The organism is Arthrobacter sp. GW460-12-1-14-TSB2, from assembly GCF_059423525.1.
Genome location: NZ_JBWKYC010000019.1, coordinates 21,974 through 37,954 on the forward strand (window position 1 = coordinate 21,974; position 15,981 = coordinate 37,954).

General features: G+C 65.8%; 16 protein-coding genes. 6 read left to right on the plus strand and 10 right to left on the minus strand.

Annotated elements, in window-relative coordinates; translation table 11 throughout:
• The first annotated feature begins 197 nt into the window (after positions 1–197).
• Entirely contained in the window at positions 198–1,055 is an 858-nt protein-coding gene (locus tag AC07YR_RS18920) for a hypothetical protein (protein ID WP_494734870.1), read from the plus strand.
• An 87-nt stretch (positions 1,056–1,142) separates the two neighbouring features.
• Here AC07YR_RS18920 and AC07YR_RS18925 read toward each other — a convergent pair whose 3' ends face one another.
• From AC07YR_RS18925 to AC07YR_RS18940, 4 genes are all read right to left on the minus strand, one after another.
• On the minus strand, positions 1,143–1,319 hold the full coding sequence (locus tag AC07YR_RS18925; protein ID WP_055798117.1) for a CsbD family protein: 177 nt from the start codon (positions 1,317–1,319) through the stop codon (positions 1,143–1,145).
• Positions 1,320–1,373: 54 nt separating this feature from the next.
• On the minus strand, positions 1,374–2,960 hold the full coding sequence (locus AC07YR_RS18930; RefSeq protein ID WP_494734871.1) for a sensor histidine kinase: 1,587 nt from the start codon (positions 2,958–2,960) through the stop codon (positions 1,374–1,376).
• A 13-nt stretch (positions 2,961–2,973) separates the two neighbouring features.
• Positions 2,974–3,645, minus strand: a complete 672-nt coding sequence (locus AC07YR_RS18935) for a response regulator transcription factor (RefSeq protein WP_436058833.1) — start codon at positions 3,643–3,645, stop codon at positions 2,974–2,976.
• 459 nt (positions 3,646–4,104) lie between these two features.
• Positions 4,105–4,572: a hypothetical protein gene (locus AC07YR_RS18940; protein WP_436058832.1), complete on the minus strand. Its 468-nt coding sequence runs from the start codon at positions 4,570–4,572 to the stop codon at positions 4,105–4,107.
• A gap of 441 nt (positions 4,573–5,013) precedes the next feature.
• Here AC07YR_RS18940 and AC07YR_RS18945 point away from each other — a divergent pair, with 441 nt between their 5' ends.
• Positions 5,014–6,384 (plus strand): cation:dicarboxylate symporter family transporter, encoded by a 1,371-nt coding sequence (locus AC07YR_RS18945; protein WP_494734872.1) that lies wholly within the window; start codon positions 5,014–5,016, stop codon positions 6,382–6,384.
• Here the strand turns inward: AC07YR_RS18945 and map are convergent.
• The gene (gene map, locus AC07YR_RS18950) at positions 6,356–7,138 is read right to left on the minus strand and encodes a type I methionyl aminopeptidase (protein ID WP_494734873.1); all 783 of its coding nucleotides are present in this window, start codon (positions 7,136–7,138) and stop codon (positions 6,356–6,358) included. The genes AC07YR_RS18945 and map overlap by 29 nt on opposite strands.
• Positions 7,139–7,204: 66 nt before the next feature.
• On the opposite strand from map, the gene AC07YR_RS18955 reads away from it, so the two are divergent.
• Positions 7,205–7,507: a helix-turn-helix transcriptional regulator gene (locus AC07YR_RS18955; protein ID WP_436058829.1), complete on the plus strand. Its 303-nt coding sequence runs from the start codon at positions 7,205–7,207 to the stop codon at positions 7,505–7,507.
• Between the two features lie 18 nt (positions 7,508–7,525).
• Here the strand turns inward: AC07YR_RS18955 and AC07YR_RS18960 are convergent, their stop codons facing one another.
• The 3 genes from AC07YR_RS18960 to AC07YR_RS18970 form a co-directional block, all read right to left on the minus strand.
• Positions 7,526–10,177 carry an exo-rhamnogalacturonan lyase family protein gene (locus AC07YR_RS18960; RefSeq protein WP_494734874.1) on the minus strand — a complete coding sequence of 884 codons (2,652 nt, stop codon included), beginning with the start codon at positions 10,175–10,177 and terminating at the stop codon, positions 7,526–7,528.
• A 180-nt stretch (positions 10,178–10,357) separates the two neighbouring features.
• Entirely contained in the window at positions 10,358–11,374 is a 1,017-nt protein-coding gene (locus tag AC07YR_RS18965; protein WP_494734875.1) for an aldo/keto reductase, read from the minus strand.
• A gap of 103 nt (positions 11,375–11,477) precedes the next feature.
• Complete coding sequence (locus AC07YR_RS18970; protein ID WP_494734876.1) at positions 11,478–12,929, minus strand: MFS transporter; 1,452 nt, start codon at positions 12,927–12,929, stop codon at positions 11,478–11,480.
• 102 nt (positions 12,930–13,031) lie between these two features.
• Between AC07YR_RS18970 and AC07YR_RS18975 the strand changes: the two genes are divergently transcribed.
• Together AC07YR_RS18975 and AC07YR_RS18980 are read left to right on the plus strand one after the other, a co-directional pair.
• Complete coding sequence (locus tag AC07YR_RS18975; protein ID WP_436058825.1) at positions 13,032–13,913, plus strand: helix-turn-helix transcriptional regulator; 882 nt, start codon at positions 13,032–13,034, stop codon at positions 13,911–13,913.
• Positions 13,910–14,068 carry a hypothetical protein gene (locus tag AC07YR_RS18980; protein ID WP_494734877.1) on the plus strand — a complete coding sequence of 53 codons (159 nt, stop codon included), beginning with the start codon at positions 13,910–13,912 and terminating at the stop codon, positions 14,066–14,068. Before AC07YR_RS18975 ends, AC07YR_RS18980 begins: the two co-directional genes overlap by 4 nt.
• A gap of 23 nt (positions 14,069–14,091) precedes the next feature.
• On the opposite strand, the gene AC07YR_RS18985 is transcribed toward AC07YR_RS18980, so the two are convergent.
• A complete protein-coding gene (locus AC07YR_RS18985; protein WP_494734878.1) occupies positions 14,092–14,463 on the minus strand; it encodes a VOC family protein in 372 nt (123 codons plus the stop codon).
• 14 nt (positions 14,464–14,477) lie between these two features.
• Entirely contained in the window at positions 14,478–14,879 is a 402-nt protein-coding gene (locus AC07YR_RS18990; protein ID WP_494734879.1) for a ribonuclease E inhibitor RraB, read from the minus strand.
• Between the two features lie 169 nt (positions 14,880–15,048).
• Here AC07YR_RS18990 and AC07YR_RS18995 point away from each other — a divergent pair, with 169 nt between their 5' ends.
• On the plus strand, positions 15,049–15,969 hold the full coding sequence (locus AC07YR_RS18995; protein ID WP_436058822.1) for a 2-hydroxyacid dehydrogenase: 921 nt from the start codon (positions 15,049–15,051) through the stop codon (positions 15,967–15,969).
• The last annotated feature ends 12 nt before the right edge of the window (positions 15,970–15,981 follow it).

Consider the following 15,981-nt stretch of genomic DNA (forward strand, 5'->3'; position numbering starts at 1 on the left):
CCGCTAGGCGATTCTGCGAGATATTTTCACTTGGTGGAAATTAGATTCTGCTTTATGAAAAGTGTAGGGAAGGATGGGGGCGGGAGTCAAGGGCTGACGATGCTGGCACTTTTCGTGGAATCCGGCTACCGTCCCCGACCCGAAAGCCTTAAGCTGTAAATCGTAAGCATGCTTCGTATCTTGAAGGAGTGGTTCAAGTGGGCAAAGTACCGGTTCTCGGATTGGCAGCAGCGGTCCTCGCATTAGCGGCGTGCACGGGTGGTGGAGGCGGCACCGCGAGCCCCGCGGCGACGACCGCCACCACCGAGGCGGCCCAGGACAAGGTGTATACCGAGGACGAGCTCCGCGAATTGATCTCCGGCATAAAGGACGCCGAAGGCAACGAGCTCAAGCTCTATTCCAAGGACCAGGTGGACCAGGGCGGGCGCATTGCAAGCCTGCTCATGAGTGCGGCGAAGACGGACCCCGAGGGCTGCAAATCCATCGCCACCGCCGGCCTGCTGGACACGGTGGACAAGGGGGAGGTGGCAGTCGCCATTTCAGAGAGCAAAGAGCCGCGTACTGTCTCAGCCCAGTCCGGCAGCGAAGGGCCCGACGCGGTCGGACTGCTCCAGGAGCTCAGCGGCAAGATGGATCAGTGCGACAAGTTCTCCCTTGACGTGCTGGGCCAGAAATACGAAGTCTCCAGCAAGGAACTGCAGGCCGAGACGGACGCCGAGGAAACTTTCGCCACCGTCAGCACGCGCGGAACCGGCACCGCGGACATGCTGATGCAGGTCTCCGCCGCCGAGGGCAGGCTCCTGGTTGTTGCCACGAAGGGCGGCGCGGACCTTGGGAGCAGTGATCAGAAGGAGCTGGAAGAGGTAATCAACCGGGTCCTGCAAAAGGCTGAAGGCGGAACGGCGAGTGCCAGCCCGACCTCAACCGGCACCGCCTCGTCCACGGGCACGGCCACGGTCACCGTGACTCCTTCGGAATCGTCGACGCCGACGGAAACGGAGTCAGGGGACGGCGCCACTTCCTCGCCGTCGCCTACGTCCACCGTGACCCCGTAGCGTCGCAAGCCGCCGCCATCGGTCAGCCGGCGGCGGACACATCAAGGGCTGGCTCCTTACGGAGCCAGCCCTTGATCCAGCCGGATACTAGTGCCGCTTGAAGGCATGCCTGAACTTTTCGCCGGCCTGCTTGAGGTCGGCCCTGATGGCGCGGCCTTTGCCTTCGGCCCTCATGCGGCGGTCGCCGCTGGCTTCCCCGGCGGCTTTCTTTCCCTTGCCGTGTAGTCGCTCCGCGGCGTTGTGGATCCTGTCACCCAAACTCATTGCGGTCCTCCTTGTGGTGCGGCCGATGCGGCTGGTTGCCGCAATTCCCGCCACTTAAATTGTAGGAACTCTGGCTGCTACTTCGCGATGGCCTGATGCCGAAATCCTGGCGGCACCCGACACGGCGGAGACCGGGACGTCCTGAGTCTGCAGCGGAATCCGGATGATGAAGGAGGATCCAAGGCCGACGTCGGAGTGCACCGTTACCGCTCCGCCGTGGGCCTGGGCGATGGCGGATACGATGGCCAGCCCGAGCCCGGATCCGTGGTCTCCGCGGCCGTGGGCCGCACGGCCGAAACGTTCGAAGATCCGCTGCTGGTCCTCGGCGGCTATGCCGGTGCCGGTGTCCCGCACCCAGATCAGCAGGGTGCCGGATTCCGGGGCGTAGTTCTCCTCGGATTGCGCGGTGTGGTCGATCCTGCTGCCCAGGGCGATGGTGGACGTGCTGTCGGTGTACCTGACGGCGTTGGCGGCCAGCTGCGCCACCGCCTGCGTCAGCCGCTGGGGGTCCGCCTCGATGGTGCAGTCCGCGGTTTCGTCTATGACCCACGTGCGGTCCGCCAGCACGTGGACCTTCTCCATAACGTGGCGCAGGAATTCCGGCACCCTGACGGGCTCATTCCGGACAAAGTCCGGGTGGCTGGCATTGGCGAGCATGAGAAGGTCGTCCACCAGCCGCTGCATGCGGTCCACCTCTTCGAGCAGCACATCCCTGGTGGTGGCGACGTCTTCCGGGTCATCGATGGAGACCAGTTCCAGGTGCCCGCGCAGAATCGTCAGTGGTGTGCGCAACTCGTGCCCGGCGTCGTCCAGGAACTGCTGCTGTTGCCTCGCGCCCTCATCCAGCCGTTCGAGCATAGTGTTGAACGTCTTGGCGAGCAGGGTCACGTCGTCGGATCCGTCTCGCACTTCAACGCGCTGGGTGAGGTCCTCGTGGCTGACCACCTGGGTGGCTTCGCGGAGGCGGCGGAGCGGGTTCAGGAGGCGGCCGGCCACCAGGCTTCCCAGTGCTGCAGCGCCCAGGAGCGTGCCGGCCGCAACCAGGGTGTACGTGTGCACGGAAGAGACGGTGTGCTCGCGCTGGTCGGCGGTCTCCTTGCCCACCAGGAAGTAGGTCAGGGTGGGTTCGTTGGCTGCCGGAACGGGCAGGACCACAGTCCGGAGCCGTCGTCCTTCAAAGTTCAGGTCGCCGAAGGCGGTTCCGGAGGCATTCGCGAGCGCGGCGGCCGCCGGGTACATGTCCTTGGCCAGCAGTCTTTCGTCCGATGCGCCTTCGAGGGTCCACGTAACCTTCCCGTCCCGGATGGTTCCCATGACTTCATTGCTGCGGGGCTCGATGTCGTCCGCGGCATCGCGTAGCTGCTTCGTGAAGGTCTTTGTAGCTGCAGCGTCACTCGTCCTTGCGAGCTTGATGACAGCCTCTGCCTTGTCCAGGAGCGCCTGATCCACCCGGGCGTCCGCCTCCTGGAACTGGACGGCAAAGGTAATCAAGCCGGCAACGCACAGCCCGGCGGCCATCATGGCCAGCATGGCGGCCACAACGCGGAACCTCACGGAGGAGATCTTGGCCTTCCAGCTGGAAGTGCCTGGGTCGTTCACTGTGGCGCTTTCGCCCGGTTTCCGGGCCGTTGGATCGCTCATGGCGCTGGATCCTTCATGACGTTGCCAGCCGGTAACCAGCACCGCGGGCGGTCACAATTCGTTCGGCCCCGATCTTCTGGCGGAGCTGGCGCACGTACACATCCACCACGTTGGAAGTGCCGTCGAAGTCGTAACCCCACACCTGGCTGAGGAGCTGTTGGCGGCTCAGGATCTGGCCGGGGTGGTGCAGGAACATTTCCACCAGGGCGAACTCGCGGGCCGAAAGTTCCACTGTCTTGTCGCCCACCCGGAGCGTGTGGGTGTGGAGGTTCAACTCCAGGGATCCGTAGCGCATGGTGTTGCCCGCCAGTGCGTCGGTGGTGTCGGACGGGCGCAGGCGCAACCTGATGCGGGCCAGGAGCTCATCGAACCCGAACGGCTTGGCCATGTAATCATCCGCGCCGCCCTCCAAGCCTGCCACCGTGTCCGCGGCCGAGTCCCGCGCGGTCAGGAAGATGACCGGAATGCTCAGGTGGTCCCGCCGCAGCACACTGAGCACGGTGAAACCATCCAGGCGGGGAAGTCCGACGTCGAGAAGCAGGAGGTCGTACTCTCCGCTGGAGGCGTAGTCGATGGCGGTGACCCCGTCCGAAACCACGGTGGGGGCGTAGCCGGCCGCGCGCAGGCCCTTTTCGATGAACCTGGCGATGCGCTCTTCGTCTTCGGCAACCAGTATGCGGATCACGGCTCACCTTCGGAGACGTGGCATCCGGGCCTGCGCCGGCTCGTGGAATCGCATGTGTACGCTCCTGGCGACATTCCGGGGAATTCGACGTCCAAGAATCCCTGGGGGTCTCCTGGGTGATTCTTGGAGGGGTCCGGGGGAGCAGTGGTGGCCGATCCGCCGAGACAGCGAGCATGTTACGGACCCCCGTATATAACCACTTGTCGGCAAAAAATACACGAGTGGTGATTACTTGTTTAGGGAGGGCGACCAGTGCCGGAGTACTCAGATGTACTTAGATTCACGCCGGATCCGTGGGCGAAAGCGGACGACGGCGGCGGGCTGGTTAAGTTCGACCCACCCTGCCAGCGCTCCCGGCAAACGTCAATCCCCTAAAACATTCCTGCCGTTGGACGGAGAAGCCGCCGGACGGAAGAGCCAGGGGCTGCTTCGCCCCTGGCTCGTGGAACTGCTGAACGGTCAGCGGATAACGGCTACGTCGCTCTTCTCCCAGCGGGTCCAGTCAGACCAGTTGTTGCCGGACCTCACGCGGAAGGAAACTTCCTGGAACACCCTGTCGCGAGAAGGGTCCCTCTTCACGTTGTCCCTGCTGTGGATAATGACGCGGCCATCGTGCCTGTCGAAACGCTCGGTGAACGTGCTGCGGCCCAGGAACGTGTCATGGCGGCGTGAATCCTGCTCAAAGCGCCGCTGGCGGACTTCCACGGTCTTGTTGCCGTTGCAGTCGACGCTGATCCTGAAGTCCGCCCGGTTGTAGCGCAGGTCCGTGGGCTTCAGCGGATCAACGGTACAACCGCGGAGGGACGTCGAGGCGTCCGCAGGCGCAGCCAGCGCGACAGGTCCGCCGACAAGCCCCAGGGAAACAGCCGAAATCAAGGCAAAGCGGGTTCCGAAGGGGCGGGTTTTGGTTGAGGGGATGATGGACATTTCTCTTGCTCCTACAAAAAGGATGCGAGTGATTATTTTCGGACAAGGCTAGCCAGCCGCGTGATCACTCCCCTGTGAAGCGGTAACCAGTTCCGTCCGCTTTCAAACAGCACACCCGGCCTCCGCGGGGGCTTGACTCCGGGCTTGTCCCACGTAAATTCGTGGCCCAGTAGTACAATCGTCCGCCTGCTTTTGCCGCGGCGCCAGAGCCCTTGCGCACCTTTTTTCCGCGAATTGACGGGGAAATATCGGGTTTATTCCGGATGTTCGGCATCCGGATATGTCGGCCCTCTGGGCATGGAACCACCCACCGTGGGAGTTTCCATCTTGCGGTTAAACAATTCCGCAGTATGGATTTAGCATTCCGGAAACACGAGGTCCCTAGCGTTGCCCGTGACCTGAAGGCGTCCAGCGCCTTATCCCCGTTGATTGGCAGCCCTGATGAAACTCGCCTCGCCCCTACCGTCCGACACCAGCAGCACGCCCCCGAAGAAGCCGCTCTACAAGTCGCTCTTCTTCCAGATCCTCGTGGCCGTGTGCCTGGGTATAGGGATCGGCCACTTCTGGCCTGATCTCGGCTCGGCCCTGCGGCCGCTGGGCGACGGTTTCATCCAACTGATCAAGATGATCATCGCGCCACTGATCTTCCTGGTGATCGTCACGGGCATCTCCGCCGTGGGTGACGTGAAGGCCGTGGGCCGGGTGGGCGTGAAGGCGCTGGTGTACTTTACCGGGGCTACGCTCTTCGCCCTGGTGTTCGGGCTGGTGGTGGGCAACATTGTCCAGCCCGGCGCCGGCCTGAACATCGATCCCAGTACCCTGTCCCAGGATGCCCTCAACGCCAAGACCGGCACGGCACCCCCGAAGGACGCCGGCGCGTTCCTGCTCGGCATCATTCCCACCAGTGTGGTGGGGGCCTTCGCCTCCAACAGCCTGCTGCAGGTGCTCTGCTTCTCGGTGTTCTTCGGAGCTGCCATCGTGGTGGTGGGGCGGGAACGCTGCCTGCCTGTGGTGACCCTTCTGGAGACGGTACTGGAGCTGTTCTTCAAGATCATGGGCTGGGTGATGCGGGTTGCCCCGGTGGGAGCATTCGGTGCCATGGCGTTCATCATCGGCCAGTACGGGCTCGGCTCGCTGAGCACCTACGCGCTGCTGATCGCGGCCTGCTACGGGGCGGCCATCATCTTCATCGGGCTGCTGTTCGTGGTGGCCTGGGTGTATCCGCGGGTCCCGCTGTGGCAGTTCATCAAGTACAGCCGCGAAGAATTCCTGCTGGCTCTGGGCACGGCGTCCACTGAGTCCGTGCTGCCGCGCATCATGACCAAGCTGACCAACGCCGGATGCTCGCGGGCCACCACGGGACTGGTGGTGCCCACCGGATACTCCTTCAACCTTGACGGCGCCGCGCTGTACCTTTCCATTTCCCTGCTGTTCCTGGCCCAGGCCTTCGGGCACAACCTCGACCTTGGCCAGCAACTCGCCGCCCTGGGCATCCTGATGCTGACCTCCAAGGGCATGGCGGGCGTCCCCGGTTCGGCCTTCCTGGCGCTCTCGGCAACCGCAGCCGCGTTGGGCATCTTCCCGGTCGCCGGCGTGGCCCTGCTCCTGGGCGCCGACCGCCTGATGGACTCCATGCGTGTCTCCGTGAACCTGTTGGGCAACTGCGTGGCCACGTTCGTGGTGGCCAAATGGGAGGGCCAGTTCGACCGTGATGCCATGCTGCGCGCCTTCAGCGGGGAGCTCCCGGAAGTAGCGGTAAACGCTGAAGGCACGATGGCGGACCTTACGGTTGCGCCTGCACCGGCAAGGTAAGGATTTCGGCGCCGTCCTCGGTGATGGCGATGGTGTGCTCGCTGTGTGCTGTCCGGCAGCCTGTCGCACTCCGGAGCGTCCACCCGTCGGCATCTGTGACGAGCTTGGCGGTGTCCGCCATGACCCACGGCTCCAGTGCCAGCAGCAGCCCGGGGCGCAGCTGGAATCCGCGGCCGGGGCGTCCGGTGTTCGGGACGTGCGGGTCCTGGTGCATCGTTGATCCGATGCCATGGCCCCCGAACTCGGTGTTGATCGGGTAGCCTGCCTCGCTGAGGACGGCGCCGATGGCATGGGAGATGTCGCCGATGCGGGCTCCGGGGCGGGCGACGGCTATCCCTGCGCTCAATGCGCGTTCGGTCGCGCTGATCATCGCGACACTCTCCGCAGGTTTTGAGTCGCCCACGATGAAGCTGATGGCGGAATCTGCGGCGACTCCGTCTTTGGAGACGGCGAGGTCGAGTGTCAGCAGGTCGCCGTCGGAAAGCGTGTAGCGGTGCGGCAGTCCATGAAGCACGGCGTCGTTGACGGCCGTGCAGATGTAGTGGCCGAACGGGCCGCGCCCGAAGGACGGCTCGTAGTCGACGTAGCAGGACTGCGCGCCGGCTTCGGCGATCATGGCCTTGGCCCACCGGTCGATGTCCAGGAGGTTTGTGCCCACCGTGCTGCGGCTTTTGAGCGTCTGGAGGATGTGGGCGACCAGGGCGCCGGCCTCCTTCGCCCGGTGCAGTTCGGTAGGGTTCAGGATCTCGATCATGCGGCGCCTTTCTCTGGAAACCAATAACTATACCGGCCATATTATCCCGGTATTAGAATTGGAGCCATGGTCAGGTTGCCCCTCACACCCGTCGAAGTCGAGCGCGGACAGCGTCTCGGCGCCCTGCTGCGCCTCGCCAGGGGAGAGCGCTCGATGCTCGATGTCGCGCTCGATGCCCGCGTCTCGCCGGAGACACTCCGGAAGATCGAGACGGGCCGCATAGCCACTCCGGCATTCCCCACCATCGCGGCGATCGCCGATGTCCTGGGCCTCTCTCTCGATGCGGTCTGGGCCGAGATCAACCAGCCCGAACGTGGCATTGAACCGGCCCGCCCCGGTCACAGGGAACGGGAGCGGTTGGCCTCGTAAGCTCTCAACCCCGGCCGCTCAGCGGACCCGCTGGAGCGCCGGGAGATGCTCCCCGATCAGTGCCAGGTTCTGGATCACCGCCAGGCCGAACTGGGCGGTGTCGTTGGTGGACACCGTAGGGGCTTCGTCCACGGCTGTGAGGACGTAGGGAGGTTCGATCCTCTGCAGCGTGAAGGCTTCCGCGTGGTTGAGGTGTTCCCCACCTTCCGCGAAGCTGGTCCAGGCCCTGCGTGCCAGTTCAGCGTCCCCCAGCCGCGACGCTGCATAGGCGCTGAGCCGGCTGTGGGCCTGCGTCAGGTGGATTCCGTCCAGCGGCTGGCCCACCTCGGCAACCTGTTCTTCAGGTGATGCCAGGAAAAGGCGGCAGTACTGCAGCCACGCCCGCTCAAAGCCGGCGTCCGGCACCAGATCGATGAGCTCGCTGCAGATTTCCACCAGCCCGAACACCGCGGAAAGGTGAGAAACCAGGATCATGTCGCGTCCGGCGTCGAACCGTCCGGTGTCCAGGTTGTACAGCGCCTCGCCCGTGAGGAAGCCGTATTTCAGCGCGCCGATGTCCGCCATGGTGCCCAGCAGCCTGTCCCGCGACCGCGGGTTACCGGTGCGTTCCCAGTCGGTGAGCCAGGTGGCGGCCAGCGATCCCCAGTCCGTCCCCAGTCCCACGGCAAGGGCGCTGCGGTCCGGACGGTAGGTGGCGCTGTCCGTGCGGACTTTCCGGGTGGGGTCCAGGCCGAGGAAATTGCGGTCGCTGTCCACCAGTTCCGACAACAGGTCGCCGGTGCGTTCGTCCGCCGTCAGGTAGTAGTAGAAGCGCCGGTAGGCCGGGGTGCTGATCCGCAGCTGCTTCGCGCTGCAGCCCCAGTGCTGGACGTTGTGCCGGGAACCCAGGCCGCGCCACTCGCCCAGGTGGTAGACATCCACCTCGCCGGTGTGCCGCGTCATGGCCTCGGCAAGGCGGAACACGTCGCTGCGGCCGGTGCGAAGGTACGTGTACCAGAGCCACAGGTCGGGGGATAGCTCCGAGTTGTCCCAGGCGTAGCCGCCCACGTCGTACCGCCACGCGTGCCGGTCGAAGTCGTAGGTGTGCATCACGTCGCCGTAGTTCCAGAACCCGTACCAGCGGCGCTGTTCCACCTGGCCCTGGTAGAAGTCGACCAGGAAATCCAGCTTGTCCTCGAGTGCGGCCCGCTCCGGGGTGCTGCGGTCCACGGGCGCCCAGTCGCCGAACACGCCGGCCGAGTGCAGGTGCCAGGGCGTGGCCTGCAGCATCGCGGGGGTCGACGCGGCGCCGGCATCGGCGGCGAGGGACGCGGTGTCCGGCGTGGAATCGTAGGCAAAGAGCGTCAGTTCGTGGGTGCGGGCGATGCCGTGCGGATTGCCAAAGCCGGGCTCGTAGTCCTCGTAGGTTATTTCCAGGCCCTCGAGCTGGTCCTCGAAAGTGTCCTGCCCCAGGCCGTCGTGGTAGAACCGCAGGTCCATGGGCTTCGCCTCGGGGGAGTAGAGCCAGGCCGTCACCGAGGCCCGGGCCGTGGCGGCGCCGCGGATGTCCAGCTGGCCCGGGTGGGACTGCCAGAAGTCACGGATGCCGATGCCGAAGCCGCCGCGCGGATCGCTGAGGGAGCAGAAACCGGAGGCCCGCGTACCGCCGGAGATTCCCACCCAGCCGTGGCCCTCGCCGGTCCGCTTGCGGAGCTCGAAGCCGTCAGCGCTGAGCTGGGTGAGCGTGTAGTCGTTCCATGCCGGGATCAGGCGCAGCCGCCCGGACACCAGCTCGCTCCACTCCTCCAGGGGCGGCGTCGGCCGTCCGTCGATCTGGGCGCGCCGGACCTCCTCGCCGGGGTCGCGGCGCAGGCCGGTCAGCCCGCGCACCGCTTCGGTGAGGAAACCGCCGTCGGCCCCTGCGATGCGCACATGCCGGTCGTGCAGCTGGCCCTCCAGCGGCACCGTGAAACGGACGCCCAGGCCGGCCAGGAAGTCACGGTCCGCGTCGCCGTCCCAGATGAACGAGTGGACCATGCGCACGCTGCGGGCACCGGCGTGGAAGTAGAACCGGACCACGAACGGCAGCCAGCTTCGCCGCTTCCCGTCCGCGTCCGCGTGGTCCGGCCGGTGGGTGCCCTCCAGCCGCACCACTGCGCGGACCGGGCCATGTTGTTCAAGCACGACGGCGGTTACCTCGCCGGTGAACGACTGCCGGCTCACGCTGCCGGGGCCGTCCGGGACGCAGCCCTGGAGGAGGCTGACCAGCCGGGCGTCTTCTGCCACGACGGCGCCGCCGCGGGACAGGGAGGTGAACAGGGTGTCACCGCGGCGGTTGATGACCATGGCCAGAATGCCCGTGGAGACTGTGAGGCTATCTTCCGACTCCGTCACCGTAATCAGTGGTGACGGTTCAGGCGCCGGCGGGGCGCCGCCGTCGGACGTCACGCGGTAATGCGCCGAGGGCGAATCGATTGCCGGCAGCGCGATGCCGGCCCATTTCAGCGATCCGTCCGGCCAGGTGGCGAGGGGCCAGGCCTGCGAGGGGACAGGCCGCCCGTCCGCGTCCGAAACGGTGATCCCGTCGACGCCGGTGAGAGACCCCCGGGTGAACGGCATGCCCCAGGTGGTGCCGCCGGGAAGCTCCGCGGGGGCCTCTACGTCGAGCCAGTTGAGTATGGCGTCGGTCATCGTTGTCCGTCTCCTTCGACCTGCATTTGTATCGTTTCAATCGTGCCGCCGAACCCACCCCTCGGAAGATGAGGGGCGGGGTTTGGTGGGAATAAGAAAACGCTTTCCCATTATGTCTAACAGTCAACGGAGGTACAAGTCAACGGTTGCAGGCGGTTGCAGCCGGTGCAGTCGAGTCGGTCACCGTCGTCGTGCCACCGGCGTCAGTTCGTTCGCACCGTAACTGTTGTCGTCGGGGTTGACGGTGACGCCGGGGGCCACGAGCTGGTCGATGCGGTCCAGCACGTCGGTGCCCAGTGTGATGTCCGCGGCGGGCAGGTAGGACTCGAGCTGTTCCATGGTGCGCGGTCCGACGATCGCTGCCGTGACGCCTGGGTGGTTGATCACGAACGCGATGGCCAACTCGATGAACGTCAGCCCGGTTTGTTCGGCGAGCCGGGCCAGTTCTTCGACGATGTCGAGTTTTCGCTGGTTGGCCGGGCTGGTCATGTCGAACCGGGCGCTCGGACGTGCGGACGAGGTGGGCGCGGATGCTGAGTCTTTGCGCCAGCGCCCGGAGAGCCAGCCGCCGCTGAGCGGGCTGTAGGTGAGGGTGCCCATGCCGTGGCGCTGCGCCGCGGGGAGGATGTCTTCCTCGATGCCGCGGACCAGGATCGAGTAGGGCGGCTGCTCGGTGACGAACCGCTCGAGGTTGCGTTCCCGGGATGCCCACTGGGCTTCGACGATCTGGGATCCGGAGTACGAGGAGGAGCCGATGTAGCGGATTTTTCCTTGGCGGACGAGGTCGGTGAGGGCGCCTAGGGTTTCCTCAACGTCCGTGTCGGGGCTGGGCCGGTGGACCTGGTAAAGGTCGATGTAGTCGGTGTTCAGGCGGCGGAGGGAGTTTTCGACTTCGCGGATGATCCAGCGCCGGGATCCACCGCGCTGGTTCGGGTCTTCGCTCATGGGCATGAAGAACTTGGTGGCCAGGAAGACGTCATCGCGCCGGCCTTCGAGCGCCTGCCCGACGATTTCTTCGGATGCCCCGCCGGAGTAAACGTCGGCGGTGTCGATGAAGTTGATGCCCGCGTCGAGGGCGTGGTGGATGATGCGGATGGAGTCGGCGGTGTCCTTGTTGCCCCAGGGGCCGAACATCATCGCACCCAGGCACAAGGGACTGACCTGCACGCCTGTGCGGCCGAGGGGACGGTATTCCATGGTGGTTCCTGCTCTCTGTCTTAGGTTGCTTTCACGGTATTCAGGCGTTCGGGATTGTGGGAGGGCACGCCGTTACCTCCTTGTTGTGGATTGCTTGTGCTGGTCAACGGACCTGTTGGAGCTGGGGCGCAGTGGCGGGCCCGGACAGTTTCATCGTCCGGCGGGCGGCAAGATCGGCGGGCAGGATGAGGGCCGCGGTCACGGCCAGGGCAAGGAACAGGAGGACAGTGCCTGCGGTGAGGGCGGTGCTGACCTCGGCGGCCAGGTGGTCTACAGCAGAACCCGTGGCCGGGACGGTCGCCGCGGCTGCGACAGCGATGCCAAGCCCGAGGCAGGTGCCCACCTGGTGGAAGGTGTTCACCAGGCCCGATGCCGCGCCGGCGTCTGCCGCGGGGGCGCCGATGATGCCGAACGAGGTCAGGGGCGCAAAGGCCAGGCCTTGACCGGCGCCGATGAGGATCATCGGCAGGGCCACCGCAGTCAGGTATGCGGAGTCGACTCCGACCCGGCTGAGCCAGAACATCCCTGCAAGAGTGACCAGGATGCCTGCCGCGAGTGGAATGGAACCCGGCAGCCGCCCTAGCAGCCGCGGGATGCTCATGGCGACGGCGAAATTGACCGCCGTCATGGGGAGGAACCCGAGGCCGGCCTGCAGCGGGTCGAAGCCCAGCACTTCCTGCAGGAACTGGGTGGTGAAGAAGAAGAACCCGATCATCGCGCCCAGGTACAGGAAGCGGGCGACGTAGGCGCCGGTGCGCCGGCGGCTCCTGAAAAGGCGCAGGGGCATGATGGGCTGGGCCGCCCTGCGTTCGATCAGGACGAACACGGCGAGGAGTACGACGCCGGCACCGACGGCTGTGACCGTGACCGGCGAAGTCCATCCCGCATCCACCGTGTTGATGATGCCGAACACGAGAGCGCCGACACCGAGTGTGGCGCTGAGCGCGCCGAATACGTCGAAGCGGCCGCTGGCCCGGCCTGTTTCCGGGATGAACCGGGGAGCGAGAAGGATCATCGCGGCGCCAATGGGTACGTTGACGAAGAACCCGGCCCGCCAGGAGATCCAGTGGGCCAGCGCCCCGCCGATGACCAGCCCCAGGCTGGCACCAATCCCTGCGGTGGCGCCGAACAATGCGACGGCCCGGGTGCGCTCACGGCCCTCCGGGAAGCTCGCCGTGAGCAGGGACAGCGAGGCGGGCGCGACGATCGCAGCCCCGATGCCCTGAACGGCGCGGCCTGCGATCGCCCACCAGCCCGCCGGGGCCAGCCCGATGAGCAGCGACGCGATCGAGAACACCACCAGCCCGAACACGAAAACCCGCCGGCGTCCCAGCAGGTCTCCGGCCCGGGAGCCGAGGAGCAGCAGGCCGCCGAAGACCAGAGTGTACGCATCCTGAACCCAGGAGAGCTCGCCGGTGGTCAGCCGCAGGTCAGCCTGCAGGCTCGGCAGGGCAGTGAAGATCACCGAGTTGTCCAGCAGGATCATGAAGTAGCTGGCGAGGATGATCGCCAGGATCGCTGCCGGGTGGGGAGCGGGTGTGGGTTCAGGTTTCATGCCTTCAATGCAACCTTGGTTCCTTACGGGCCGGGAGTCACTGTCCTTCCGGGTAATGACAGTCCCTCCCTCGTTCCCGGGCCGCCGCGTAGCGTGGTTGCCATGACACACAGCGACGACGTGCGGAAGTTCCTGACCTCCCGCCGTGCAAGGATCACGCCCGAGGAGGCCGGTCTGCCGGTCTATGGGGGCAACCGGCGTGTTGCCGGGCTGCGCCGCGAGGAAGTCGCGATGCTCGCCGGGATGAGCATCGATTACTACATCCGCCTGGAGCGGGGAAACCTCTCCGGCGCCTCGGACAGTGTCCTTGAAGCGCTCGCCCGCGCTCTCAAGCTCGACGACGCCGAAACAGCCCACCTTTTCGATCTGGCCCGCGCCGCCACCGCTTCCCCGCGGGTGCGGCGTAAGCGCAGCCCGCAAACGGTGCGGCCGAGTGTGCAGCGCGTCATCGATGCGATCACGACGGCGCCGGCCTGGGTCCGCAACGACCGCGGGGATGTCCTGGCCGCCAACGAACTCGGCCGCGCGCTGTATCTGGACTTGATGGCCGAACAAACCACTCCGCCGAACAGCGCACGGTTCACCTTCCTGAACCCGAAGGCCAGGGAGTTTTTCGCTGATTGGGAACGCGCTGCCGATGACATCGTCGCGGTCCTGCGGTCTACCGCCGGGAAAAACCCGTACGACAAGGACCTCACGGACCTGATCGGTGAACTCTCGACCCGCAGCGAGGAGTTCCGCACCCGGTGGGCCCGGCATGACGTGAAGTACCACCGCGCCGGCCGGAAGCGGCTCCACCACCCGATCGTCGGGGATCTTGACCTGAGCTTCGAAGCGCTGGAACTGCCCGCAGACCCGGGACTGCGCATCAACGTCTACACAGCCGATCCCGAGACACCCTCCGAGGACGCACTGAAGGTCCTCGCCAGCTGGGCCGCCACCCAGCGTGAAACGCCAAAGCCGTCGGTCAAGGAGACTAAATGAACCAGCGTCCCTCCACCGTGCTCATCCTGGGTGCCTCCGGCAGCATGGGCCGCTTGGCCGTGGCTCAGGCGGTGCAACAGGGCTACGCGGGCCGGGCGCTCGTCCGATACGACCTCGCCGCAATCACAGCAGGGAGCCTCAACGCCCGACGCTAAATCGGGGCTCCTACGTCGTATGACTAGTCCGTCTGACGGCGGCCGGCCGTGTCGATAACGCAGAAGCGGTTGCCTTCGGGATCTGCCATGATCACGTAGTCCGCGTCCGCGGGACGTTTGCTCCACTCGACGCGGGTGGCGCCGAGCCCGAGTAGCCGCTGCACTTCACCGCTCTGGTCCTCCGTGTAGAGGTCGAGGTGGATGCGGGGCGGCAACTGGACCGACGACCGGACACGGTCCAGCGAGATGCAGGTGCCCTTGCCGCCCGGTGGCTGCAGGATGACGAAGTCGTCCTCGGGTTCATGCCGCGGCTCGAAGCCGAGGGCGGCCTGCCAGAAGGCCATCTGGGCCTGGAGGTCGTTAACGCGGATCACGATCGAGCCAATGCTCAGCATCCGGCCAACCTCCTCTAGCCTTGGGGGCGCAGGAGCCGCCATAGCCATGAGCGACGCGGGGCGGCGGTAGCAGGCGAAGAGTCGACCACGGGCGCTCCCCACCCGTCATAGTCGCCACCGAACCGATGGAAGATGGTGAGCACCTCTTCGGTGAACTTGTGAACAGCTTCCGCGTCGACAGCGGAGACCTTCTGGGCTTCCAGGAGGACATATCCCTGATCGTCACTAATGTGGGTGCCGTACCCCGAGCTGACCAGCTCACGGCTGGCTTCAGAGGCTGATTTCCTGTCTGGAAATACTCCGCTGTGGTCGACAGGACGGGGCACGCCCAGTTGGTCTGACATGCTGCGTCGCTGTTCCAACTGTTGCATTGCGAGCTGCCTCTGATGGGCCAACTGCTCGGGAAGGGTCGTCATGCGTCCAAGACTAGTTGTCTGTAGGAGCCATTGATTCGCCGTTCGGCCGGAGGCTGCGGCTCGAATCACCTCGCGTCCCTCCACTAGGCTGGCAGCAAAGACCCCCTTTCCGGCAGGCCGCACCGCACCGCATCAGCCTGCCCCGAGCCGACGGAGCAGTTGGAGAACCATGACCCGGAAGATCACTGTCAGCCTGCCCGATGACGTACTTCGCCAATACCTGACGCCGCACCCGGACGTCACTGTCCTGGAGTGGGACTTCACGGGCGAGCCTCCGCAGCCGCAGATCGACATCGTGGTCCCGCCGTACATGGGCGGCACGCGGGTCCTCCGGAATCTTGAGGCCGTAGAGACCGCCTTGGTGCAGAGCCAGTCGATCGGGTACGACGGCGTGGCGGACTCGCTTCCGGCGGACCGGGTGTTCGCCAACGCAGCAGGCGTGCACGAGACCTCGACTGCAGAACTGACGCTGGCGATGATCCTGGCAAGCCAGCGGGAGTTCCCCCGGCTCATGAAGAGCCAGCGGGACGGTGTCTGGGATGCCCGGCCCACCGCCAGCCTGGCCGACCGCCGCGTCCTCATTGTGGGCTACGGCGGCGTGGGCAAAGCGATCGAGCAGCGGCTCATCCCGTTCGAAACAAGCGTCACCAGGGTTGCCAGCCGGCAGCGGACGGATGAGAGCGGCGTCATCCACGGAATCGATGAGCTGCCGGAGTTGCTGCCGGAGCACGACATTGTGGTGGTGGGCGTTCCGCTCAGCGACGCCACCCGCCACCTCATTGACGACGATTTCCTTGCGGCAATGCCCGACGGCGCGTTGCTGGTCAACGTGGCCCGGGGCCCCGTTGCGGACACGGAGGCACTGGTCCGCCACACGGCATCCGGCCGGATCCGCGCCGCGCTGGACGTCACCGATCCCGAGCCGCTGCCGCAGGACCATCCGCTGTGGGGCACGCCCGGCGTGATCATCACCCCGCACGTGGGCGGAGCAAGTTCCGCGATGCGTCCGAGGATGGGCCGGCTCCTGCAGCGCCAGATCGACCTGATGCTGGCAGGGGAGCCGCCGGTCAACGTGGTGCTGGGCGGCTGAGCAGTCCATGGG